Source organism: Aquibium sp. ELW1220 (assembly GCF_030398385.1).
In the GTDB taxonomy this organism is placed as follows: Bacteria; Pseudomonadota; Alphaproteobacteria; order Rhizobiales; family Rhizobiaceae; genus Aquibium.
On sequence record NZ_JAOAOQ010000017.1, the window covers coordinates 1 to 23,259 of the forward strand.

General features: G+C 67.4%; 26 protein-coding genes. 16 read left to right on the plus strand and 10 right to left on the minus strand.

The window, feature by feature from the left end; genetic code table 11:
• Nucleotides 1–567: 567 nt before the first annotated feature.
• The gene (locus N1F91_RS16145) at nt 568–2,256 is read right to left on the minus strand and encodes a hydantoinase B/oxoprolinase family protein (protein WP_289993843.1); all 1,689 of its coding nucleotides are present in this window, start codon (nt 2,254–2,256) and stop codon (nt 568–570) included.
• A complete protein-coding gene (locus N1F91_RS16150) occupies nt 2,253–4,331 on the minus strand; it encodes a hydantoinase/oxoprolinase family protein (RefSeq protein WP_289993844.1) in 2,079 nt (692 codons plus the stop codon). The genes N1F91_RS16145 and N1F91_RS16150 overlap by 4 nt, the downstream gene beginning before the upstream one ends.
• Nucleotides 4,332–4,538: 207 nt before the next feature.
• On the opposite strand from N1F91_RS16150, the gene N1F91_RS16155 reads away from it, so the two are divergent.
• Entirely contained in the window at nt 4,539–5,360 is an 822-nt protein-coding gene (locus tag N1F91_RS16155) for a ferredoxin--NADP reductase (RefSeq protein ID WP_289993846.1), read from the plus strand.
• Nucleotides 5,361–5,443: 83 nt separating this feature from the next.
• On the opposite strand, the gene N1F91_RS16160 is transcribed toward N1F91_RS16155, so the two are convergent.
• Complete coding sequence (locus N1F91_RS16160; protein WP_289993848.1) at nt 5,444–5,998, minus strand: alpha/beta hydrolase; 555 nt, start codon at nt 5,996–5,998, stop codon at nt 5,444–5,446.
• 140 nt (nt 5,999–6,138) lie between these two features.
• Here N1F91_RS16160 and N1F91_RS16165 point away from each other — a divergent pair, with 140 nt between their 5' ends.
• From N1F91_RS16165 to N1F91_RS16185, 5 genes are all read left to right on the plus strand, one after another.
• A complete protein-coding gene (locus tag N1F91_RS16165; RefSeq protein WP_289993849.1) occupies nt 6,139–6,468 on the plus strand; it encodes a phasin family protein in 330 nt (109 codons plus the stop codon).
• Nucleotides 6,469–6,725: 257 nt separating this feature from the next.
• Nucleotides 6,726–7,076, plus strand: a complete 351-nt coding sequence (gene clpS / locus N1F91_RS16170) for an ATP-dependent Clp protease adapter ClpS (RefSeq protein ID WP_289994030.1) — start codon at nt 6,726–6,728, stop codon at nt 7,074–7,076.
• Between the two features lie 8 nt (nt 7,077–7,084).
• Nucleotides 7,085–9,556 carry an ATP-dependent Clp protease ATP-binding subunit ClpA gene (gene clpA / locus N1F91_RS16175; RefSeq protein ID WP_289993850.1) on the plus strand — a complete coding sequence of 824 codons (2,472 nt, stop codon included), beginning with the start codon at nt 7,085–7,087 and terminating at the stop codon, nt 9,554–9,556.
• Nucleotides 9,557–9,711: 155 nt separating this feature from the next.
• On the plus strand, nt 9,712–10,461 hold the full coding sequence (locus N1F91_RS16180; RefSeq protein ID WP_289993851.1) for an AzlC family ABC transporter permease: 750 nt from the start codon (nt 9,712–9,714) through the stop codon (nt 10,459–10,461).
• Complete coding sequence (locus N1F91_RS16185) at nt 10,458–10,808, plus strand: AzlD domain-containing protein (protein ID WP_289993852.1); 351 nt, start codon at nt 10,458–10,460, stop codon at nt 10,806–10,808. Before N1F91_RS16180 ends, N1F91_RS16185 begins: the two co-directional genes overlap by 4 nt.
• Nucleotides 10,809–10,838: 30 nt before the next feature.
• Here N1F91_RS16185 and N1F91_RS16190 read toward each other — a convergent pair whose 3' ends face one another.
• The gene (locus tag N1F91_RS16190; RefSeq protein WP_289993853.1) at nt 10,839–11,264 is read right to left on the minus strand and encodes an HIT family protein; all 426 of its coding nucleotides are present in this window, start codon (nt 11,262–11,264) and stop codon (nt 10,839–10,841) included.
• Between the two features lie 91 nt (nt 11,265–11,355).
• The gene (locus N1F91_RS16195) at nt 11,356–12,504 is read right to left on the minus strand and encodes a PHB depolymerase family esterase (RefSeq protein ID WP_289993854.1); all 1,149 of its coding nucleotides are present in this window, start codon (nt 12,502–12,504) and stop codon (nt 11,356–11,358) included.
• Between the two features lie 294 nt (nt 12,505–12,798).
• On the opposite strand from N1F91_RS16195, the gene N1F91_RS16200 reads away from it, so the two are divergent.
• Nucleotides 12,799–13,080 (plus strand): hypothetical protein, encoded by a 282-nt coding sequence (locus N1F91_RS16200; protein WP_289993855.1) that lies wholly within the window; start codon nt 12,799–12,801, stop codon nt 13,078–13,080.
• 16 nt (nt 13,081–13,096) lie between these two features.
• A complete protein-coding gene (locus tag N1F91_RS16205) occupies nt 13,097–13,546 on the plus strand; it encodes a hypothetical protein (RefSeq protein ID WP_289993856.1) in 450 nt (149 codons plus the stop codon).
• Between the two features lie 77 nt (nt 13,547–13,623).
• Here the strand turns inward: N1F91_RS16205 and N1F91_RS16210 are convergent, their stop codons facing one another.
• The 4 genes from N1F91_RS16210 to N1F91_RS16225 all read right to left on the minus strand — a co-directional run bounded on the left by N1F91_RS16210 (nt 13,624) and on the right by N1F91_RS16225 (nt 16,402).
• Nucleotides 13,624–13,770 (minus strand): DUF2256 domain-containing protein, encoded by a 147-nt coding sequence (locus tag N1F91_RS16210; protein ID WP_289993860.1) that lies wholly within the window; start codon nt 13,768–13,770, stop codon nt 13,624–13,626.
• 46 nt (nt 13,771–13,816) lie between these two features.
• Nucleotides 13,817–15,013, minus strand: coding sequence for a GNAT family N-acetyltransferase (locus tag N1F91_RS16215; protein WP_289993861.1), 1,197 nt, complete (start codon nt 15,011–15,013; stop codon nt 13,817–13,819).
• Between the two features lie 90 nt (nt 15,014–15,103).
• Nucleotides 15,104–15,820, minus strand: coding sequence for a glycerophosphodiester phosphodiesterase (locus N1F91_RS16220; protein ID WP_289993862.1), 717 nt, complete (start codon nt 15,818–15,820; stop codon nt 15,104–15,106).
• Nucleotides 15,821–15,937: 117 nt separating this feature from the next.
• On the minus strand, nt 15,938–16,402 hold the full coding sequence (locus N1F91_RS16225) for a RidA family protein (protein ID WP_289993863.1): 465 nt from the start codon (nt 16,400–16,402) through the stop codon (nt 15,938–15,940).
• 146 nt (nt 16,403–16,548) lie between these two features.
• Here N1F91_RS16225 and N1F91_RS16230 point away from each other — a divergent pair, with 146 nt between their 5' ends.
• A complete protein-coding gene (locus tag N1F91_RS16230) occupies nt 16,549–17,373 on the plus strand; it encodes a cell envelope integrity EipB family protein (RefSeq protein ID WP_289993864.1) in 825 nt (274 codons plus the stop codon).
• A 4-nt stretch (nt 17,374–17,377) separates the two neighbouring features.
• Nucleotides 17,378–17,662, plus strand: coding sequence for a DUF4031 domain-containing protein (locus N1F91_RS16235; RefSeq protein WP_289993866.1), 285 nt, complete (start codon nt 17,378–17,380; stop codon nt 17,660–17,662).
• Between the two features lie 79 nt (nt 17,663–17,741).
• Here the strand turns inward: N1F91_RS16235 and N1F91_RS16240 are convergent, their stop codons facing one another.
• Entirely contained in the window at nt 17,742–18,092 is a 351-nt protein-coding gene (locus N1F91_RS16240; protein ID WP_289993867.1) for a hypothetical protein, read from the minus strand.
• A gap of 297 nt (nt 18,093–18,389) precedes the next feature.
• On the opposite strand from N1F91_RS16240, the gene rpsB reads away from it, so the two are divergent.
• The 6 genes from rpsB to N1F91_RS16270 all read left to right on the plus strand — a co-directional run bounded on the left by rpsB (nt 18,390) and on the right by N1F91_RS16270 (nt 23,254).
• A complete protein-coding gene (gene rpsB / locus N1F91_RS16245; RefSeq protein ID WP_289993869.1) occupies nt 18,390–19,151 on the plus strand; it encodes a 30S ribosomal protein S2 in 762 nt (253 codons plus the stop codon).
• 159 nt (nt 19,152–19,310) lie between these two features.
• Nucleotides 19,311–20,234 carry a translation elongation factor Ts gene (gene tsf / locus N1F91_RS16250; RefSeq protein WP_289993870.1) on the plus strand — a complete coding sequence of 308 codons (924 nt, stop codon included), beginning with the start codon at nt 19,311–19,313 and terminating at the stop codon, nt 20,232–20,234.
• A 98-nt stretch (nt 20,235–20,332) separates the two neighbouring features.
• Entirely contained in the window at nt 20,333–21,055 is a 723-nt protein-coding gene (gene pyrH, locus N1F91_RS16255; RefSeq protein WP_289993871.1) for a UMP kinase, read from the plus strand.
• 39 nt (nt 21,056–21,094) lie between these two features.
• A complete protein-coding gene (gene frr / locus N1F91_RS16260; protein ID WP_289993872.1) occupies nt 21,095–21,655 on the plus strand; it encodes a ribosome recycling factor in 561 nt (186 codons plus the stop codon).
• Nucleotides 21,652–22,407 carry an isoprenyl transferase gene (locus N1F91_RS16265; protein WP_289994031.1) on the plus strand — a complete coding sequence of 252 codons (756 nt, stop codon included), beginning with the start codon at nt 21,652–21,654 and terminating at the stop codon, nt 22,405–22,407. Before frr ends, N1F91_RS16265 begins: the two co-directional genes overlap by 4 nt.
• Before the next feature lie 31 nt (nt 22,408–22,438).
• Nucleotides 22,439–23,254 (plus strand): phosphatidate cytidylyltransferase, encoded by an 816-nt coding sequence (locus tag N1F91_RS16270; protein ID WP_289993874.1) that lies wholly within the window; start codon nt 22,439–22,441, stop codon nt 23,252–23,254.
• Nucleotides 23,255–23,259 lie beyond the last annotated feature (5 nt).

Here is a 23,259-nt window from a genome sequence, read left to right on the forward strand (position 1 = left end):
CGCTCCCGACGGATCGGCTCGGTTCGGGAAAGCTACGCCGATTCGGGCCGTCGCCCGTGGGTCACGCTCCGTTCCGCTCCGCTTCACTTCGCGCGACCCACGGCGTGCATCCAGAAACCGCAGGAAAAGGGTACAGGAGTCCCCCCCACTGCGTGGGGTTGGAGGATGGGCGGCAGCGCTGCCGGAGCTTATCCTCCAACCCCACGGAGTGGGGGGAGGTGGCGTCGCGCAGCGACGACGGAGGGGGGGGCTTGCGGGGGGGTGGGGTCGCGTAGCGGCGGCGGCGGGATGCGGAGGATGGCGCGCAGCGGCGGAGGGGGCGATGCGGCGGGTGGCGTTTGGCATGATGCAGCCGAGGCCGGTCGAGGCCGCAGGGATTTACCGTCGTTGCAGCCATGCCGGTCGTGGCTGGGCTGAAAGGCGTGAGCATCGGTGCGGCGGGGTCCCCCCTCCGCGTCGCTTCGCTCTGCACCTTCCCCCCACTGCGTGGGGCTGGAGGATGGGCGGCAGTGCTGCCGGCAGCTTGTCCTCAATCCCATGCAGTGGGGTTGGAGGTGGGCGTCGGCGTTAGCGGGGGCCGAATCTTTCTGCTGCCTGCTCGGCGGTATAATACCCCATCGCCACGTCGCGGCGGATCAGGGCCGGGTCGCGCCGGGCCGGGTCGCCGTAGCCGCCGCCGCCGGGGGTGCCGACGCTGACGCGGTCGCCGGGCTTCATCGGGATGTCCTGCTCCTTGGAAAGGTGGGCGGGCACGTGGGGGACGCCGTCGCGCCAGACGGTGACGGTGTTGACCGCGCCGTCCTCGCCGCCGAGCGCGCCCTGCGGGCCGAAGCGGCCGTGGTCCATGACGAAGGACGCGCGGGCCTCCCCTCTCAGCAGCTCGATCTCGTAGGAGAGGCCGAAGCCGCCGCGGTGCTCGCCCGCGCCGCCCGAGCCCTCGCGCAGCGCATAATGGCGGTAGAGGATCGGGTAGGCCTGTTCCATGACCTCGATCGGCGGCGACTTGGAGATGCCGATGGTGGAGCAGCCGTTGGTCAGGCCGTCGTGCCTCGCATTGCCGCCATAGCCGCCGCCGGAAAGCTGGTAGAGCACGAAGCCGCGGCCGCGCGCCGGATCGAAGCCGCCGAGCGCGAAGTTGCCGGAGGAGCCGGCGGGTGCGGCCGTCACCTTGTCTGGCACGGCCTGGACCATGGCGGAGAAGACGGCCTCGGCGATGCGCTGCGAGACTTCGGCCGCGCAGCCGGAGACCGGGCGCGGGTAGCGGGCGTCGAGGAAGGTGCCCTCCGGCCGCTTCACGATCAGCGGCTCGAAGGCGCCGGCGCTGATCGGCACGTCGGGGAAGATGTGGCGGATCGCCAGGTAGACGGACGACAGCGTGGTGGCGAGCACCGAGTTCATCGGCCCGGTGCAGGGCGCGCTGGAACCGGAAAAGTCGAAGGTCAGCGTGTCGCCGGACTTCTCGATGGCGAGCGCGATGGTCAGCGGCTCGTTCACGACGCCGTCGGAATCGACGAAGGCGGTCGAGCGCCAGGTGCCGTCGGGGATCTCGGCGATGCGGGCGCGCATCTGGTCGGCGGCGCGGCGGCGCAGTTCGGCGATCGCTTCGGTGATGGTTTCGTCGCCGTAGCGGTCGAGGATGCCGGCGAGCCGCTCGGCGCCGACCATCAGGGCGGCGGCCTGGGCCTTGATGTCGCCGATGCGCTGGTCGGCGATGCGGATGTTCGACGCGATGATGGCGTGGATCTCGGGATCGAGTTTTCCGCGCTTGAACAGCTTGACCGGCGGCAGGCGCAGGCCCTCCTGCTCGACGGCGGTGGCAGAGGCCGAGAAGCCGCCCGGCACCGAGCCGCCGATGTCGGGCCAGTGGCCGGTGTTGGAGAGCCAGCAGAAGATCTTTCCGCCGCGCCAGACCGGCATGGCGAAGCGCACGTCCATCAGGTGGGTGCCGCCGAGATAGGGGTCGTTGACGATGTAGATGTCGCCTTCCTCGGGCGGCTGGCAGCGGCCGTCGGCGATCATCTCGATGATGGTGCGGGTGGAATACTGCATGACGCCGACGAAGACCGGCAGGCCGCCGATGCCCTGCGCGATGAGCGAGCCGTCCTCGGCGGAATAGATGCCGTCGGAGCGGTCGTTGGCCTCGGCGATGACGGGGGAGAAGGCGGCACGCGAGAAGGTCAGATCCATCTCGTCGCAGACCTGGGCGAGCGCTGCCTGGATGACCGAGAGCGTGATGGCGTCGAGGGGCTTCGTCATGCGGCTGCGCCTCCGATCGTGACGATGAGGTTGCCGTCGGCGTCGCCTGCCAGGCTGTCGCCCGGCGGCAGCACGGTGGTGGCGTCCATCTGCTCGAGGATCGCCGGGCCGTCGAACGCTGCGTCGAGCGGCAGGCGTTCGCGGGCATAGACCGGCGTGTCGATCCAGCGGCCATCGAACCAGACCGGGCGGACCTCGTTCAGCGCGCCGTCGAGGGTCGCGGCGCGGCCGGCGGGGTCGATCAGGGTCGACAGGTCGAGCGGCGCGCGCAGGCCGATGACGGAGGTGTTGAGATTGACGAGATTGGCGCGGATCTCCGGCAGTTCGACCCTGAAGCGGGCGAAATAGGCCTTTTCGAACAGCGCCTGCAGCGTGGCGCGGTCGACCGCCGCGGAGGGCAGGGGAACGTTGAGGAGATGGGTCTGGCCGACGAACTGCATGTCGGCGGAATGCAGCACCTGCACGCTCTGGGGCCTGACCATTTCGGCGTCGATCAGCGCCATGCCGTCGGCCGACTGGGCGGCGAGGATCGCCTGCATGGCCGTCTCGTCGAGGCCGGCGACCGGCTGGTTGACGGTGCGGACGAAATCGTGGCGAAGGTCGGCCACCACGCAGCCGAGCGCATTGGTGATGCCCGGCCGCGCCGGAATGATCACCCTGGGGATGCCGAGCTCGCGGGCCAGCGCTGCGGCATGCAGCGGACCGGCGCCGCCGAAGGCGAAGAGGGCGAAGTCGCGCGGGTCGTTGCCGCGGGCGATCGAGACCATGCGGATGGCGCCGGCCATCTTCATGTTGGCGATGGTCAGGACCGCGCCCGCCGCCTCGACCGCGCCGACGCCGAGCGGACGGCCGAGCCTGTCTTCGAAGATCGCGCCGATCGTCTCGACGCTGGCAGCGTTCGCCACCGACAGGAGCTTTTTCGCGTTCAGCCGCCCGAGCAGCAGGTTGGCGTCGGAGATGGTGGGCTCGGTGCCGCCGCGGCCGTAGCAGATCGGGCCGGGAGAAGCGCCAGCGCTCTCGGGGCCGACCTGGAGCAGGCCGGCATCGTCGACGCGGGCGATCGAGCCGCCGCCGGCGCCGACGGTGTGGACGTCGACCATCGGCACGTGGATCGGCATGGCATATTCGATCTCGATCTCGTTGGAGACCGCCGGCCGCGCGCCGCGGATCAGCGCGACGTCGGTGGAGGTGCCGCCCATGTCGTAGGTGACGAGGTTGTCGAAGCCGGCGCGGCGCCCGGTATAGGCGGCGGCCATGACGCCCGAGGCCGGGCCCGACATCACCGTCTTGGCGGCCTCGCGGGTGACGAGGGCGGCCGAGATCATGCCGCCATTGCCGTTCATGATCAGGAACTCGCGCCGGTAGCCGCGCGACTGCAGTTCGTGGCGCAGGCGCTCGACATAGCGCTTCAGGATCGGCTGCACCGAGGCGTTGACGGCGGCGGTGACGCCGCGCTCGAACTCGCGCGCCTCCGAGAGCAGTGCGTGGCCCATGGTGATGTGGTCGTTCGGCCAGAGCTCGGCGGCGATCGCTGCGGCGCGCAGCTCGTGCGCGGGATTGGCGTAGGCGTGCAGGAAGTGGATGACCAGCGATTCGCAGCCCGCCTCGGCGAGCTGCCGCACCGCTGCGCGCACGCCGTCCTCGTCGAGCGGGACGCGCACCGCGCCCGACGCCTCCAGCCGCTCGTCGACTTCCAGCCGGAGATTGCGCTGGATCAAGGGAACGAAAACGCCGGTCATGCCATAAGCTTGGGGGCGCGTGCGCCGGCCCAGTTCGATCACGTCGCGGAAGCCGGCGGTCGTGATCATGCCGGTGCGGGCGAGGCGCCGTTCGAGCACCGCGTTGGTGGTGGTGGTCGTGCCGTGGACGAGGAGGTCGATGTCGGGAATCGGAAAGCCGGTCGCTTCGAGCGCGGCGATGACGCCGAAGGCCTGGTTGTCGAGCGTGGTCGGCGTCTTGGCGAGACGGACCTTGCCGCCACCGCGTCCGTCGATCAGGATCAGGTCGGTGAAGGTCCCGCCGACGTCCACCCCGGCGACGACGCTCTCGGAGGCTGCGCCGTTTTTCTCGTCCATGCCCGAATCCCGCAACCAAGACCTCAGGGGAGGACGCAGTTTGGAATGGGAGACTACCCGTGCGCCTTGACCCGAAAATCATTTGTATACTAATAATTCGCGGGAGCAAGAGCGAGGTTCCGCATCCGCTTTTTCACCCATGGGAATCCACCGCCGCTTCGTGCTATGGAGCCCCGCGCGAAACATCAGACCGACGGAGTTGAGCCGATGACCGCGGTTCCCGCCAACGAAAATGCAGCGCCGCTTCGCTTCCCGATCCCGGCCAACGTGCATGCCGAGACCGTCGTTTCGGTGACGCACTACACCGACCGCTTGTTCTCGTTCCGCATCACCCGGCCGCAGAGCTTCCGCTTCCGCTCCGGCGAGTTCGTGATGATCGGGCTGCCCAATGCGGAGAAGCCGGTCTATCGCGCCTATTCGATCGCCAGCCCCGCCTGGGACGAGGAACTGGAGTTCTATTCGATCAAGGTGCCGAACGGCCCGCTGACCTCGGAACTGCAGAAGATCGTGCCGGGCGACACGATCCTGCTGCGCCAGAAGTCGACCGGCACGCTGGTGCTCGACGCGCTGAAGCCCGGCAAGCGGCTGTGGATGATCGCCACCGGCACCGGCATCGCGCCCTTCGCCAGCCTGATCCGCGATCCCGAGACCTACGACAAGTTCGAGCAGGTGGTGCTGACCAACACCTGCCGCGGCCTGGCCGAACTGCACTATGGCGACCAGCTGGTGGCGGCCGTCTCCGAGGATCCGCTGATCGGCGAACTGACCACGGGCCGGCTGACCTACTACGCCACGACGACGCGCGACGCGTCGCCCCGGATGGGCCGCATCACCGACCTGATCGCATCGGGCAAGCTGTTTGCGGACCTGGGCTTCGACGCCTTCGATCCCCGGACCGACCGGGTGATGATCTGCGGCTCGATCGACATGATCCGCGATGTCTCGAAGCTGGTCGAGGAGGCGGGTCTCGTGGAAGGCTCCAACGCCGCGCCGGCCGACTTCGTGGTGGAGCGCGCCTTCGTCGGCTGAACGTCCGCGGCGGATCGCATGGAAACAGAAAACGGCGGCCGTATCGGCCGCCGTTTTTTTCATGCGGGGCCGTCGCGCCGGCTTCAGCCCTGCAGGCGCGTCAGGAACTGCGCGAACACCATCGTCCCTTCGGGCCAGGGACCGAAACCCGCCTCGGCATTGATGTGGCCCGCCTCGCCGGCGTCGAGCAACACCGAGCCCCAGGCGGCGGCGATGTCCTCGGCGACGTCGAAATCGCAGAACTCGTCGTTGCGGCTGGCGACGAGGATCGAGGGGAAGGGCAGCGGATCGCGCGGGTAGGGGCCGAAGGTCATCAGGTGGCGCGGCCTGATCTTCGGATTGGCGACGTCCGGCGGCGCGACGAGGAAGGCCCCGGCGATCTTCCGCTCGATGGCGGGCAGCGCGTGGATGGCGGTCGGGATGCCCAGCGAATGGGCTATCAGCACCAGCGGCTTCTCCGCCGCGTTGGCGGCCCTTGCCACCGCCGCCGTCCAGTCCTCGCGCACCGGCTTCGACCACTCGGCCTGCTCGACCCGGCGCGCGGTCGACAGCTTCTTCTCCCACCGGCTCTGCCAGTGGTCCGGCCCCGAATTGGTGTAGCCGGGGATGATCAGTATATCGGCGTCCTTGATCTTCATGGCGCCCATGTAGCGAGGCTGTGCCGGGCTCGCAACCCGCGCCAGCGGCGCTCTGCTTGACGCTTTGTGCGGTGCATCCTAATTTTGCCGCAGTGCGGTCACCGGATCGCGCGGACCCATCCATCCGAAAGGCACAGTGCATGGTCAATTCGCTCGGGGACATGAACAAGCTCGGCAAGGAACTCGTCGACACCAGCCTGAAGAGCGTGGCGGCCGTCTCGAAAGGCGCGCAGGCGATCGCCGCCGAGGCGACCGAATACACCCGCAGGACGGCCGAGACCGGCAGCGCCACCCTCGAGAAGCTGCTCGCTTCGAAATCTCTCGACAAGGTGATCGAGGTGCAGGCAGATTTCGCGCGGAGCTCCTACGAATCGTTCGTGACCGAAGCGACGCGGATGAGCGAGCTCATGGCCGACATGTCGCGCGATGCGTTCAAACCCTTCGAATCCGTGCTCTCCAGGGCCAGATGAGGCGCTTCAGCCGGAATTGACGGGACAGGCGCGCCGCCGCGCGCTAGACAGGCCCGGCTGCGCAACCGCAGCCGGGCATTTTCGTTAGTCGACGGGTGCGGCCTCCGGCGCCGCCGAAAAATCCGGGGTGCCGCTGGCGCGCCATATTGTCAGCACGAAAGAAGGCCTTAAAATCTGTCGATGATCGCCTACATTGAGAAGACTCTCCGAGTGACCGGGACACGGGAAGGCAGGACTTGAAGACGGGTGGGCATGCCATGCGAAACCAGCCAGGGCGAATGCAGGGCAACGACGACAGGTCCAACACACCCGGGCGTGGCACGGCCGTCATCACGCGGACCAAGCCCAAGACCAAGAAGCCCAGCCTCTATCGCGTCCTGATCCTCAACGACGACTACACCCCCATGGAGTTCGTCGTTCACATCCTGGAACGGTTCTTCCAGAAGGACAGAGAGGCGGCGACCCGGATCATGCTCCACGTCCATAACCACGGCGTGGGCGAATGCGGCGTCTACACGTTCGAGGTCGCCGAGACGAAAGTGTCGCAAGTCATGGATTTTGCCCGTCAGCATCAGCATCCCCTGCAATGCGTGATGGAGAAAAAGTGAGGTACTGAATGCCGGCTTTCTCCCAAGGCCTGGAACGCGCCCTTCACCAGGCGCTGACCTTCGCGAACGAGCGACACCACGAATACGCGACGCTCGAACATCTCCTGCTGTCGCTGATCGACGACACCGACGCGGCCGCCGTCATGCGCGCCTGCAATGTCGACCTGGACGAACTCAAGAAGACGGTGGTCAACTACATCGACACCGAGCTCGACAATCTGGTTACCGGCTACGACGAGGATTCCAAGCCGACCGCCGGCTTCCAGCGCGTCATCCAGCGCGCGGTGATCCACGTCCAGTCGTCCGGCCGCGAGGAAGTGTCCGGCGCCAACGTGCTGGTGGCGATCTTCGCCGAGCGCGAGAGCCACGCCGCCTACTTCCTGCAGGAACAGCAGATGACCCGCTACGACGCGGTGAACTACATCTCGCACGGCATCGCAAAGCGTCCCGGCGCCACCGAGACGCGCGCACCGCGCGGAGCCGAGGAGGACCAGCCCGGTCAGCCCGGAGCGGAACCGGAGGAAGGCGTGAAGAAGAAGCAGCAGGACGCACTGACGGCCTACTGCGTCAATCTGAATGCCAAGGCCAAGTCCGGCAAGATCGATCCGCTGATCGGCCGCGCCAACGAGATCAACCGCACCATCCAGGTGCTGTGCCGCCGCTCCAAGAACAACCCGCTCTACGTGGGTGATCCGGGCGTCGGCAAGACCGCGATCGCCGAGGGGCTGGCCAAGCGCATCGTCGAGGGCGACGTGCCGGGCGTGCTGCTCAACGCCACGATCTTTGCGCTCGACATGGGCACGCTGCTCGCCGGCACCCGCTATCGCGGCGATTTCGAGGAGCGGCTGAAGCAGGTTGTCAAGGAGCTCGAGGACTATCCGGGCGCGGTGCTGTTCATCGACGAGATCCACACGGTGATCGGCGCGGGTGCGACGTCGGGCGGCGCGATGGACGCGTCGAACCTGCTGAAGCCGGCGCTGTCGTCGGGCGCTATCCGCTGCATCGGCTCGACCACCTACAAGGAGTTCCGGCAGTTCTTCGAGAAGGACCGCGCGCTGGTGCGGCGCTTCCAGAAGATCGATGTCAACGAGCCGTCGCTCGACGATGCGATCGAGATCATGAAGGGGCTGAAGCCCTATTACGAGGACTTCCACAAGGTGAAGTTCACCAACGACGCCATCAAGGCGGCGGTGGAGCTGTCGTCACGCTACATCAACGACCGCAAGCTGCCGGACAAGGCGATCGACGTGATCGACGAGACCGGGGCCTCGCAGATGCTGCTGCCGGAGAACAAGCGCAAGAAGACGATCGGCGTGAAGGAGATCGAGGCGACCATCGCCACGATGGCCCGCATTCCGCCGAAGACCGTGTCGGCGGACGACGAGAAGGTGCTGGCCACGCTGGAGCAGGAACTGCGCAGCGTCGTCTACGGCCAGGACACGGCGATCACCGCGCTCGCGTCGGCCATCAAGCTCGCCCGCGCCGGGCTTCGCGAACCGGAGAAGCCGATCGGCTCCTACCTGTTCTCGGGCCCGACGGGCGTCGGCAAGACCGAGGTCGCCAAGCAGCTGGCCGCCTCGCTCGGCGTCGAGCTGCTGCGCTTCGACATGTCGGAATACATGGAGAGGCACACGGTTTCGCGGCTGATCGGCGCGCCTCCCGGCTATGTCGGCTTCGACCAGGGCGGTCTCCTGACCGACGGCGTCGACCAGCATCCGCACTGCGTGCTGCTGCTCGACGAGGTGGAGAAGGCGCATCCGGACCTGTTCAACATCCTGTTGCAGGTGATGGACCACGGCAAGCTGACCGATCACAACGGCAAGCAGATCGACTTCCGCAACGTCATCCTGATCATGACGACCAATGCGGGCGCGGCCGATGCGCAGCGCGCGGCGATCGGCTTCGGTTCGTCGAAGCGCGAGGGCGACGACGTGGAGGCGATCAACCGCCTGTTCACGCCGGAGTTCCGCAACCGCCTCGACGCGATCATCCCGTTCGGCTCGCTGCCGGTGCCGGTGGTGCATCAGGTCGTGCAGAAGTTCGTCATGCAGCTGGAAGCGCAGCTTTCCGAGCGTGGCGTCACCTTCGACCTGTCTCCCGAGGCGATCGCCTGGCTGGCGGAGAAGGGCTATGACGAGCGCATGGGGGCACGGCCGCTCGGCCGCGTCATCCAGGAGCACATCAAGAAGCCGCTGGCCGAGGAAGTGCTGTTCGGCAAGCTCAAGAAGGGCGGCACCGTGCGCGTGACTGTCGAGACCAAGGACAGCGGCGCAACCGGCCTGAAGCTCGACACCATCGCCGACGAAACGCCGGTGCGGCCGAAGAAGGAAGAGCCGGAGGGCGAGACCGTTCGCAAGCCGAAGGTCAAGCGCGTCAAGCAGGCCAAGGTCGCGACGGCTAAGCCGAAGGGCAAGACGCCACCGAAGGACAACGAGCCGCCGAAGCGCAGCCTCGTGCCGCAGCTGCCGCGCAAGAGCTGACGCTCAGGCGCCGTCGCTTCGGAAGATCAAGGGCCCGGGACCGCAAGGTTCCGGGCCCTTCGCATGCGCGGGCCGGGCGGCCGGGGCGCAACTGGCGCAACGGCTTCGGGCCGGCTGGCGTCGTCAGGTCCGCGCGGTTGTGCTAAGCGCCGGACATGTCCAGGAACCATCCGCAGACTGCGCCGGGTGACCCAGGCTCCGCGCGGCGGTGGTTCCTGCGCGGCGTCGCGGCCGCCTATTCGGTTCCCGGCCTGATCCTCGTCTCCGCCTTCATCGGCTTTGCCGGCCTTGCCAAGGAGACCGGCCTGACCGTGGTCGAGACCGTGTTCATGGTGGGCGTCGTCTGGGCGCTGCCGGCCAAGGTGGTGCTGATCGGCGCGATCCTGTCGAAGGCCTCGATCTTCGCCGCCGCCTTCGCCGTGGCGCTGTCCTCGATCCGGCTGATGCCGATGGTGGTGGCGCTGGTGCCGGAGATGCGCACGGAAAAGACGCGGCCCTGGGTGCTCTACCTCCTGTCGCACTTCGTTGCGGTGACGAGCTGGGTGCTGGCGCTGGAGCGCTTCCGCGACGTGCCGCCCGACATGCGCACCACGTTCTACGCCGGGCTCGGCGGCATGCTGGTCCTCAACAACATGATCGTGGTGGCGGTGGTCTACATGCTGGCAGAGCAGCTGCCGCCGGTGGCCTCGGCGGCCCTGTTCCTGCTGACGCCGATGTACTTCCTGACCTCGCTGTGGGGATCGGCCCGGGAGCGCGCGGCGCATGTGGCGATGGTGCTGGGTCTGGGGCTCGGACCGGTGTTCCACATCCTGCTGCCGGGCTTCGACCTGCTGGCCGCGGGCCTGATCGGCGGGTTCGCCGCCTATGGCTGGCATCGCTACGCCCGGCGGAGGGCCGCGCCATGAGTTTCGACGCGATCGACGCCTGGTGGTGGCCGTTCCTGTTCATCCTGGTGGCGGGGTGGCTCGCCACCGACAGCTGGCGCTTCCTCGGCGTCTATCTCGGCGGGCGGCTGTCGGAGGAGTCCGACCTGCTGGTGCTGGTGCGCGCGGTGGCGACCGCGCTGGTGGCCGCCGTCATCGCCAACCTGATCTTCTTTCCCGGCGGCGCGCTGGCCGCGTCGCCGCTGGCGCTCCGCCTCGGCGCGGCCGTGGCCGGCTTCGCCGCCTATCTCCTGATCGGCAGGCGCGTGCTGGCGGGCATCGCGGTGGCCGAGGCGGTGTTCATCGGCGGCTGGTTCGCGCTGGGGTGACGGCGCGCGTCCTTCGCGCAGCTGCGCGGCTCAGCCCAGGGCGTCCCTGATCTTCTGCGCATTGGCCTCCAGCACTGCCTTGTCGGCCATCTCGCCGGTGTGCGGCCGCAGCGAAACGCCGGCGTGGCGCGGCAGGACGTGGACGTGGAGGTGGAAGACGACCTGGCCGCCGGCGCTCTCGTTGAACTGCTGGATCGTTACGCCGTCGGCGGCAAAGGCGGTCATGACGGCGTGCGACAGCTTCTGCACCGTGCGCATCACCGCCGCCATGCTGTCGGCGTCGACGTCGAGAATGTTGCGGGCGGCCTTCTTCGGGATCACCAGGCAGTGGCCGTCGGCGCGCGGCATGATGTCCATGAAGGCCAGCGTGTCGGCATCCTCGTAGAGCCTGAAGCACGGCATCTCGCCGCGCAGGATCTTGGCGAAGACGTTCTGGTCGTCATAGGGCTGGGTCATCACGGGCCTCGTGCGGGTGGATCGTTGCCGGGGATGTTTCGTCCCTCCGGGCGGCGGCGTCAACCGCCGCACGCCTTAGAGCGGCCCGCGCTCAGCGCATCAGGCCGGCAGCCCGCAGCGCGTCCTCGATGGTCTTCTGGATCCCGGAAGCGCCCGCAGAGGACGAGGCGGGCGGCGTGTCCGCCTCGGACCGCGCCTGCCGGGACTGTTCGCGCGCGTCCGGGCGGGCATCGTAGGGCACGACGGAACGGGGCTGGGCGGACGCCGTGCGGCTGTCGGTCCTGGCCTGCGCAATGCCCCAGAAATCGGCGATCGCGCGGGTCGAGGAGACGCCCACGTCGAGCATGAAGGGTCCGGGCGCGCCGAGACCGGGTGCGAGCGGCGTGCCGTGGCCCATGCCGGCGATCATGTTGATCTCGAGCACGGCGTCGCCCTCAATGTCGCTCCAGACGTGCTTTGCCAATGCGCCCGACGCGCGGGAGAACGTCGGCTCTTCGTCGAGGCCATGCACGCCGCGCCACTGGGCGGCGAGGGCCTGGGCGTTGGTGGCGGCGACGGTCTGGTCGGCCGTGCCCTGCCAGATGGAGATCTTCGGCCACGTCCCCCGGTGATCGGAGGCATCGCGCAGCAGCTTCTGCAGCGTCGCCTCGGACGGCAGCCCGTGGCCGCGCATCCGGTCGAAGGCTTCCGGCACCGTCCGCGCCGAGCCGTGGGCGAGGCCGGCGATGATGGCACCGCCGGCGAAGACTTCCGGATGGGTGGCGAGCATGGTTGCGGCCATAGCGCCGCCGGCCGACAGGCCGGTGACGAAGATGCGGTCGCCGTCGATGCCGTGCCGCGCCACCATGGCGTCGATCATCTGGCGGATCGACAGCGCCTCGCCGGCGTCGCGCCGCGTGTCGGCAGGCAGGAACCAGTTGAAGCAGAGGTTGGGATTGTTGCCGCGATGCTGCTCGGGATAGAGCAGGGCGAAGCCCGCCTCCTCGGCGAGCTGCGACCAGCCCGAATGATGGTCGTAGGCGGCCGCAGTCTGGGTGCAGCCATGCAGCACCACCACGAGCGGCGCGCCGTCGCGGAGCTGTGCCGGCAGGCGGTAGCGACCGTTCAGCGCGCCGGGATTGGAGCCGAAGCCGGTGAGCTGCGGAAGGCTGTCTGGCGCGCTCCCGGTGCTGGAGTGGCGGTGTCCGTGCAGCGTCTTCAGCGCCGCGAGCCGCGCGATGGTATCGGAAATCTTGCGCAAAGGATCCATCCTTTTTGTATCGCCCGAAACGGACGTCAGCAGGTCAAACGTCGTCTCGTGAATATGGTTGCTGCACTGCACAATAACCGAGGGGAAGGGGAGATGCGATGGAACCGGGTCGGTTTCCTGCGGATCGCGGATGGCCGGCATCCGCAGAGGAAAGACAGAGCAGAAAATTGACGAAACCGACCAAGCAATGCCAATGTCAGCCGATATAACATCGTTCAAGAAAGCGTCGAAGTGTCTTCGTTCCATCGCAAAGCAAACAGCAAGACACAAACGGTGAGGGTTGCAGTGCAACAGAACGTCTCTCGCGAACTTTGGGGCCGCGGCGCGTTTGGAGGACTGCCTGCCGCCGTGGCCTATGTCGGCGGCCTTGCTGCCGACGAGCAGGGAACCGAGTTCAACACCGACGTCCCCCATGCCAGAAATGGGCACCCCGCGTGGGCATACTGGTACTTGCCGGAAGATGGCGGTGACGTGCGGGTCCGCCACAAGATGGAGGGGGAGGACAGCTTCGCCTGCGTGCCGATCGATCCGGTTCGCAACCGATATCGTTGCCGCTATGGCAAATGAAGACTATGTTGCCGACATGAACCACCCGCTCAGGCACAGCCACATCGCGGTTCGCGGGTCGCTATCGGCTCTTGCCACGGCCGTTCCGTCGGCTGTCGCGCATGGCGAGGACGATCTGGGGCGCTATCACTTTTTCGACCTGATGATCGGAAGCGTGGGTAACGGACAGCGTGTCCGATTCGCCGCTCATGACGGAGACGAGATGGTGCATGTGCTCGCCGAGCACATCGGGAATACGGATGATCTCGCCACCGCTCTGGCCATCGTCGGCCTGGATGACCGCGCGGACCTGTCGATATCGACAGACCAGCACGGAGCGCCCCTCCGCGACGCGGGCGAGATCCGTGATCGTCTCGCCGCAGCCTCCACAGCGACGGGTACCGCTGGCCCGAAAATCGGGCGAGGTTACCCGGCCCGTCAAGCTCCGGTGCGCAAGGCCCTCGGACGAAACAAGGCAGGCCGGTAGACCAGGGATCGGGACGCGTTCTGGCCGGCATCGGGACCTTCTGATCCGGCGACGCTCGACATCGAACGTCGGACGTTTCACGACCGCTTCCGCCGGCACGCATCCGAGCAATATTTCACCTGGTCCCAGTCCTTGCGCCATTTCCTGCGCCAGGCAAAGGGCCGGCCGCAGGCGGCGCAGGTCTTGACGGGCAGGTCGGCCTTGGCGGTCCTTTTCGTCTTCAACTCAGCCTCACGTGGCTGGCGGCAAGGCTAAGCCCGCGGTTGCCGCTCATTCCTCCTCGTCCGGCCGCGCGCCTTTCCGGTACGGTCCGCGCTCCTCGAGATACTCGCCGACCGCCGCCACCTCGGCGCGCTCGCGCACCAGGTAGTCGGCGACGGCCCGGCGCAGGCCGGGATGGGCGAGGTAGTGGGCGGAATGGGTGGTGACGGGGAGGTAGCCGCGGGCGAGCTTGTGTTCGCCCTGGGCGCCGGCCTCGACGACCTTCAGCCCGCGCTCGATGGCGAAGTCGATCGCCTGGTGGTAGCAGACCTCGAAATGCAGGAAAGGGTGGTCCTCGACGCAGCCCCAGTTGCGGCCGAACAGGGTGTCAGCGCCGATGAAGTTGATCGCGCCGGCGATGTAGCGGCCGCCGCGGCGGGCCATCACCAAGAGGATGTCGTCGGCCATGCGCTCGCCGATCAGCGAGAAGAAGCGCCGGTTGAGATAGGGCCGGCCCCATTTGCGGCTGCCTGTGTCCATGTAGAAGCGGTGGAACTCATCCCAGACGGCTTCCGTCAGGTCCCTGCCAGTCAGCCGGTCGATCGCGATGTCGTTGTCGAGCGCGGCACGGCGCTCCTTCCTGAGCGCCTTGCGCTTGCGCGAGGCGAGGGTATCGAGAAAATCCTCGTAGGAGGCGTAGCCTTCATTGAAGAAGTGGAACTGCTGGTCGTTGCGGTGCAGGAAGCCCGCCGCCTCCAGCACCTCGACCTCCTCCTCCGGGGCGAAGGTGACGTGCGCGGAGGAGACGCCCAGCCGGTCGGCCAGCATCTTCAGACCGGCGGCCAGCGCCTGGCGCACCGCCGGACCGTCCTGACCCTGGGCCACCAGCAGGCGCGGCCCGGTTGCGGGCGTGAAGGGCACGGCGGTCTGGAGCTTGGGATAATAGTCGCCGCCGGCGCGCTGGAAGGCGTCGGCCCAGCCATGGTCGAAGACGTATTCGCCCTGGCTGTGCGACTTGAGATAGCACGGCACGGCGCCCAGCAGCGTGCCGTCGGGCGCCTCGAGCCGCAGGTGCTGCCCCTGCCAGCCGGTGCGGGCGGTGGCGCAGCCGGCTTCTTCCAGCGCGGACAGAAAATCCCATGAAACAAATGGGTTGTATGGTTTTTCCAAACCATCGCGCGCGGCGCCAGAGAGCCGGCTCCAGTCGTCGCGGGAAAAACCGGTCAGCGACGGCACGACCTTAATGACGAACTCGCCCTTGCTCATTGCGCCGCCCCATACGCCCTCATGCGGACCAAGATATGGCCGGCGCGCCGCGTTGCAAGGCGCAGCCTTCGCGATGCAGCATGTGCGCGCTCACGCGTCGGGGTCGAAGCCTTCGAAGGTCATCTGGTCGGCTTCCGCCACGGTCTGGGCCACCTCGGCAGGCTTGCGCACCGTCCAGGTGATGACCGGCATGGCGAGCTTTTCGCGAACGAAGCGGATGAACGGGTTGGGCAGGTCGAAGACGCCGTAGGAGACGAAGGAGATGCCGTTGCCGAGCATCGAGAAATGCGCCTCGATCTCGCTCTGCTTCTGGCCATAGGCCGTCAGCCCCGCGGGGATGCCGGCGGCCTCGGTCGGGAACCGGCGGATCAGCCAGTGGTCGAAGGACATGATGGCGGCCGGTCCGTCGTAGGCGCGCAGCAGGTCCGCCACTTTCGCCACCAGCCCGTCGTCATGGCCGGGGACGCCCTTCAGCTCGACGACCAGCGGGACGCGGCCGGCGACGCGGCCGAGCATCTCCGTCAAGGTGGGCGCGTGGTCGCCCGTGCCGCCGATCGACAGTGCGCCCATCTCGGCCGCGGTGCGCTGCCAGACGTAGCCGTCCTGGCCGGCGAGGCGCAGCAGGTCGTCGTCGTGGAAGACGACCGGCACGCCGTCGGCACTCAGGTGGACGTCGCACTCGATGGCGAAGTTCTTCGCGATCGCCGCATCGAAGGCGGCGAGCGTGTTCTCCCAGCGCGTCCGGTTCATGTCGTGATAGCCGCGATGAGCGATCGGCCGCGCGGTCAGCCAGGAAAGGTCGGTCATGGAGGGTTCCGGAAAGGTCAGAGCGTGTGAATCAATCGAGGCTGCGAAAGAATGCCCGCTGAAATCCTTGGGATTTTTGGCTCATGCTGCGCGGAAAGGGCATTCTTTCACATCCTCTCAGGCGATTTCGAAGACGGCTTCGACTTCCACCGGCGCGTTCAGCGGCAGCGAAGCGACGCCGACGGCCGACCGCGCGTGCCGACCCCTGTCGCCGAGCGCTTCGGCCAGCAGGTCGGAGGCGCCGTTGGCGACGAGGTGCTGTTCGGTGAAGTCGGCCGTCGAGGCGACGAAGACGGTGATCTTGACCAGCCGCGCGACGCTCTCCAGGTCGCCGGTGGCGGCCTTGGCCTGGGCCAGGACGTTGATGGCGCAGAGCCGCGCGGCCGCCTTGCCGGCGGCCATGTCGAGGTCGCGCCCGAGGAGACCGGTCGCGGCGAGCCTGCCGCCTTCGAGCGGCAACTGCCCGGCGGTGAACAACAGCCTGCCCGACTGGCACCAGGGCACGTAGTTGGCCGCGGGCGCAGCCGCGGGCGGCAGGGTCACGCCCATCGCCGCAAGGCGGGTCTCGACCGTTCCGGTCATCGGCAGGCTCCGTTCGGTAATGATACGGTGAGTTCGCGGCGCAATCTGCAATTTTCGCCTCGCAAACGCCACGGGTTTTTCTCTATCGTGCGGGGAAACGGATCGCACGCGCCGCGTCGGCGCCGGATCCCCCAGGGAGTTTTGCCATGCGCCTCAAGCGCTTCCTCGCTGCCGCGATCGTCGGCGGCAGTTCCATCGCCGGTTCCACGGCGCTGGCGCAGCCGATCCTGACACCGCATCGTGCAGTCTACGACATCGTGCTCGGACAGGCCTCCGACCGGTCGGGCATCACCTCGATCAGCGGCCGCATGGTCTATGAATTCGATGGATCGGCCTGCGACGGCTATACCGTCACCTTCCGCTTCGTCTCGCAGATCGACACGTCCGAGGTGTCGCGCATCACCGACCAGCAGACGACGACCTACGAGGATCCAAAAGGCGACAGCTTCGACTTCGTCACCAAGTCCTATGTCGACCAGCAGCTCGACCGCGAGATCAAGGGCACGGCACGCCGACAGGACGGCTCGACGATCGTGGATGTCGACGAACCGGATGAAGCCGAGATCGAGCTGGCGCAGACGCATTTCCCGACCCAGCACCTCGTCGAGCTGATCGAGAAGGCGAAGGCGGGCGAGAGCTTCTACGAGACCAGCCTTTTCGACGGCTCGGAGGACGCCGACCGCATCATGACGACCACGGTCATCATCGGAAAGCAGGAGACGACCAGGACGCCGGCGGAAGAGTTTCCCGCCGCCGAGGCGATCGCCACGCAGGCCTACTGGCCGGTGTCGATCGCCTATTTCGACCTGTCCGACGTCGAGGGCGAGGAGGTTCCCGACTACAGGATCGACTTCAAGCTGCACGAGAACGGCATCACCCGCGACCTGGTGATGGACTATGGCGAGTTCTCGATGAACGGCAAGCTCGTCGACCTGACGATCTTCGACAGGCCGTCGGACTGCTCCAACTGAGCGCATGGCGGTCTATGTCGACAGTCCGATCTGGTTCTGGGCCGGACGGAAATGGTGCCATCTGATGGCCGACGAGGAGGCGGAGCTGCACCGCTTCGCGGCCCGGCTCGGGCTGACGCGGCACCTCTACCAGGGGCCGCCGCGCACGTCCGCGCCGCACTACGACATCACCGGCTTCGAGCGGGACCGGGCGCTGCGCCTCGGCGCCGTCAGTGCCTCGCGCCAGGAGATCGTGGCGGTGTTCCGCCGCGTGCGGGTGAAGGGCGGCAAGCGCCCGAGGAGCGGTTGAGACCGGTTGTCCGGCTGCGCGTCGCGCCGTTCTCGCGATCCGCTCCGTGGCTGTCGCGGCACCATCCGGCGCGTCACGCTCAGTCCAGCAGCCGGCAGGTCTTCGTCCCGTCCCCGGTGCCGTATCTTTTTTCGATGAGCTTGCAGCTAGCCATCGCCTTCGAAGCGGCGACAGACCCGCTCCTGTCCCATGCAAAGCCGCAGCCGTGGATCCCCGTGATGGTGGCAGCTTTCCTTCCGGCGAAGGCGAAGTGATATTCGGGATGCTCCTTTCTCAGGCTTCTCAGCCTGTGACGAACCCGCGTGCATCCGCCGACCCGCTTGACGGTCCTTTTCAGTTCTTCATCGAAAGCGGGTGCTGCGAAAACGGGGGTCGGAACAGATCCTGCAAAAACGATCGCCGCCAGGACCGCCGATGCCATCATTCTCATGATCGTCTCCGAATGCCGTGCGGAGGTTCAGGATGTCCTTCGTCTTCTCCGATGGGAAGACGTATTTTCGATGTGAGTCGTCTATCCTGTGACGAAGGTGCGCAGCCGCCATCGCCCAGAGAGCGATTGTCCAGGGCCGCCGGCTTGCATCGCGGTGCGAAATCCCGTATGGCGCGGTCATTCCACACACGGGCTTTGGTGTCTGTCCGGGAGAAATCCGGCTGAGACCTCCGGTGGCGTTTCCGAAATCTTCGGGGCGTCGATGGTCCGTGGAGGCTAACCGGAAAGGAAAAGACGATGGCACTGCCTGATTACAGCATGCGCCAGCTCCTCGAAGCTGGCATTCACTTCGGCCACCAGACGCACCGCTGGAACCCGAAGATGGCGCCCTACATCTTCGGCGCCCGCAACAACATCCACATCATCGACCTGTCGCAGACGGTTCCGCTGCTCAACCAGGCGCTCAAGGTGGTGTCCGACACCGTGGCCGGCGGCGGCCGCGTGCTCTTCGTCGGCACCAAGCGGGCAGCATCCGAGATCGTGGCCGATGCCGCGCAGCGCTCGGCGCAGTATTACGTGAACTCGCGCTGGCTCGGCGGCATGCTGACCAACTGGAAGACGATCTCGCACTCGATCCAGCGCCTGCGCAAGCTCGACGAGCTCCTGGCCGGCGAGGCCCAGGGCTTCACCAAGAAGGAGCGCCTGAACCTCGAGCGCGAGCGCGAGAAGCTCGACAAGGCGCTCGGCGGCATCAAGGACATGGGCTCGACGCCCGACCTGATGTTCGTGATCGACACCAACAAGGAAGCCATCGCCATCCAGGAAGCCAAGCGTCTCGGCATCCCGGTCGTCGCGATCATCGATTCCAACTGCGACCCGGACAAGATCGACTACCCGATCCCGGGCAATGACGACGCCGCCCGCGCGATCTCGCTCTATTGCGAGCTGGTCGCCAAGGCCGCGATCGACGGCATCGCGCGCCAGCAGGGTTCGCTCGGCATGGACATCGGCGCGTCCGAGGAAGCGCCGGTCGAGCCGGTTCTGGAAGGCAACGCCTGAGGCGCAAGCCATCGGTAACACCCGCGTCGCAATTGTCTGCGACGCGGTTGGGCGCGGTCCCGGGCCGCGCCTGATTCGCAAGCAAATTCTGCCGGACCGGCCGGCGCTGCCCCGCTGGGCGCGCCCGATGGCCCTCCCGGAAATGGACGAGAGGTTGAGATGAGCATTTCGGCTGCACAGGTCAAGGAACTCCGCGACAAGACCGGCGCGGGCATGATGGACTGCAAGACGGCGCTGAACGAGACCAATGGCGACATGGAGGCGGCGATCGACTGGCTGCGCGCCAAGGGCATCGCCAAGGCCGACAAGAAGGCCGGCCGCACCGCCGCCGAAGGCCTGATCGGGGTCAACTCCGACGCCGGCAAGGGCGTGGTCGTCGAGGTGAACTCCGAGACGGACTTCGTTGCCCGCAACGACGCCTTCCAGGACATCGTGCGCAACATCGCGCAGGTCGCCCTGACGACGGACGGTTCGGTCGAGGCGCTGGCCGCCAGCACCTATCCGGGCTCGACGAAGACCGTGCTGGACACGATCAAGGACGCGATCGGCACGATCGGCGAGAACATGAACCTGCGCCGTTCGGCGATGCTGACGGTGGAAGCGGGCGCGGTCGCGACCTACATCCACAACGCCGTCACCGATGGCCTGGGCAAGCTCGGCGTGCTGGTGGCGGTCGAGACGACCGGCGACGCGGAAGCCGCGCGCGCCTTCGGCCGGCAGGTCGCCATGCACGTGGCCGCGACCAACCCGATGGCACTGACGGCCGAGCAGGTCGACGCCACCGCGGTCGCCCGCGAGAAGGCGATCTTCACCGAGCAGGCCCGCGGCTCGGGCAAGCCGGATGCCATCATCGAGAAGATGGTCGAAGGCCGCCTGCGCAAGTTCTACGAGGAGGTCGTCCTCCTCAAGCAGGCCTTCGTGATCAACCCCGACCTGACGGTCGAGGCGGCGCTGAAGGCGGCGGAGAAGGACATCGGCGCCCCGGCGAAGATCACCGGCTTCGTGCGTTTCGCGCTCGGCGAAGGCATCGAGAAGGAAGAGACGGATTTCGCCGCCGAAGTGGCCGCGGCCGTCAAGAAGTAAGTCCTGAAGACATCGACTTGCAGGCGAGGGCGCCGCGTGACATCGCGGCGCCCTTCGTGTATCGCAGACCCGCCCCAGCCGGAACAACCGAGGTGAAGATGCCCGCCAAGCCACAGTATCGCCGCGTGGTCCTGAAAGCTTCGGGCGAGGCGCTGATGGGGAAGCAGGGGTTCGGCATCGACGTCTCCGTGGTCGACCGCATCGCCTCCGACATCGCCGAAGCCCGCTCGCTGGGCGTCGAGGTCGGCGTGGTGATCGGCGGCGGCAACATCTTCCGCGGCGTGGCCGTCGCTTCCAAGGGCGGCGACCGGGTGACCGGCGACCACATGGGCATGCTGGCGACCGTCATCAATTCGCTCGCCCTGCGCACCTCGCTGTCCAAGCTCGGCGTCGAGGCGATCGTGCTGTCGGCCATCGCCATGCCGGAACTGTGCGAGAGCTTCTCGCAGCGCCAGGCGACCGCCTACATGAACGCCGGCAAGGTGGTGATCTTTGCGGGCGGCACGGGCAATCCCTTCTTCACGACCGATTCGGCCGCCGCGCTGCGCGCCGCCGAGATCGGCGCCGATGCGCTGTTCAAGGGGACGCAGGTCGACGGCGTCTACTCGGCCGATCCGAAGAAGGATCCGACCGCCGAGCGATTCGAGCGCCTGACGCACACCGAGGTGATCGAGCGCGGGCTGGCCATCATGGACACCGCCGCGATAGCGCTTGCGCGCGAAAACAACATTCCGATAATCGTCTATTCGATCCACGAACAAGGCGGATTCGGCGCGATTCTGAAGGGAGAAGGCCGCTGCACGACCGTGGCGGATGCGTAAAGCGTTCGCCCGCTGCCGGCCGGAGCATGGAGCCAGACAATGAGCATTGCCTACGATCACAAGGACCTGCAGCGCCGCATGGACGGCGCCGTTAGCGCCTTCAAGCACGACCTCGCCTCGCTGCGGACCGGACGCGCGTCGTCCAACCTTCTCGATCCGGTCATGGTCAGCGCCTATGGCACGACGATGCCGATCAACCAGGTGGCCAACGTGACGGTGCCCGAGCCGCGCATGATCGCGGTTTCGGTCTGGGACAAGCAGATGGTCGGCGCCGTCGACCGCGCGATCCGCGAATCGAATCTCGGCTTCAATCCGATCATGGACGGCACGACGCTGCGCATTCCGCTGCCGGAGCTCAACGAGCAGCGGCGCAAGGAACTGGTAAAGATTGCGCACCAGTATGCCGAGCAGGCCCGCGTGGCGGCCCGGCACGTGCGACGCGACGGCATGGATGCCTTGAAGAAGGCGGAAAAGGATGGCGATCTCGCCCAGGACGACGTGCGCATCCGTTCCGACAAGGTCCAGAAGATGACCGACGAGACGATTTCCGCGATCGATGCGGCGCTTGCCGAAAAAGAGGCGGAGATCATGCAGGTCTGAGCGGCTGTCCGACGCCGCGCACGAGGAACAGCATGCCGAAGCCCGAGCACATCGCCTTCATCATGGACGGAAACGGCCGCTGGGCGACCGCGCGCGGCATGCCGCGCACCGTCGGCCATCGCTCGGGCGTGGAAACGCTGCGCCGCACCGTGCGGGCCGTCGGCGACCTCGGCATCAAGTGGATGACCGTCTACGCCTTCTCCTCGGAGAACTGGTCGCGTCCGCCGACCGAGGTCAGCGACCTCATGGGCCTGCTCAAGCTCTTCATCCGCCGCGACCTCGCCGAACTGCACCAGAACGGCGTGCGGGTGCGGGTGATCGGCGAGCGCAAGGGCCTGAAGCCCGACATCCGGATGCTGCTCGAGGAGGCCGAGGCGCTGACGGCCGACAATGTCTCGATGAACCTCGTCATCGCCTTCAACTACGGCGCCCGCGACGAGATCGCCCGGGCGGCCGCCAAGATCGCGCGCATGGCTGCGGCAGGCGAGATCTCGTCGGGACAGGTGACGGCCGAGACCTTCGGCGCGTTCCTCGACACGGCGGGCATGCCCGATCCGGACCTCATCGTGCGCACCGGCGGCGACCAGCGCCTGTCGAACTTCCTGCTCTGGCAGGCCGCCTATGCGGAATTCTGCTTCCTCGACTGTTTCTGGCCGGACTTCGGCGAGAACCACCTCGCCGAGGCGATCGCCGTGTTCGAGGGACGCGATCGCCGCTTCGGCGGCGTTCCCGCGAGGGACGTCGCATCGTGAGCGCGGGCATCGCCAGAGCTTCGGTCCGGCGATGAGCAACCTGCGCCTCCGCATCCTGTCCGCGCTCGTGATGGCACCGGCCGTGCTGCTGCTGACCTGGCTCGGCGGCCTGCCGTTCCGACTGCTGGTCGTGGCGACGGGGTTCGCGATCTTCTACGAATGGGCTCATATGGCCGCCCTCGGCCGGCAGCGCGTCGCCTGGGTGGCGTATGTGCTGCTGCTGGCCGTGCCTCTCGTCATGACGGGCGCGGGCGTCGCGGCGGACGTGACGCTGGTGGCGATGCTGCCCGTGCTGCTCGCCGCCCTGGCCGTCGGCTCGTTTGCCGGGCAGGGCGCATGGGGCGCCTCGGGCATCGCCTATGCCGCGATCCCCTGCCTGGCCTTCGCGGCGCTGCGCGGCAGCGACACGGCCGGGCTCGCGGCGATCGGCTTCCTCTTCGCCGTGGTGTGGGCGACGGACGTCTTTGCCTATTTCGTCGGGCGCGCGGTCGGCGGGCCGAAGCTCGCGCCGGCGATCTCGCCCGGCAAGACCTGGAGCGGGGCCGTCGGCGGCGCGGTCTTCGGCGTCGTCGCCGGCATCGCCGTGGCCGTTGCCGTGGGCACGGCCCACTGGCAGACGCTCGCGCTCGCCGCCCTGTTCCTGTCGGTCGCCTCGCAGATAGGCGACCTGTTCGAATCCTGGATCAAGCGCCGCTTCGGCGCCAAGGACTCCTCGCGGCTCATTCCCGGCCATGGCGGCGTGATGGATCGGGTCGACGGGCTTGTGGCGGCTGCCACGGCCCTGTACGTCGTCGGGTGGCTTATGTCTGGAGCGGCGAGACCGGCAGCCGGTCTCTTTGCGTCCTGATCCCT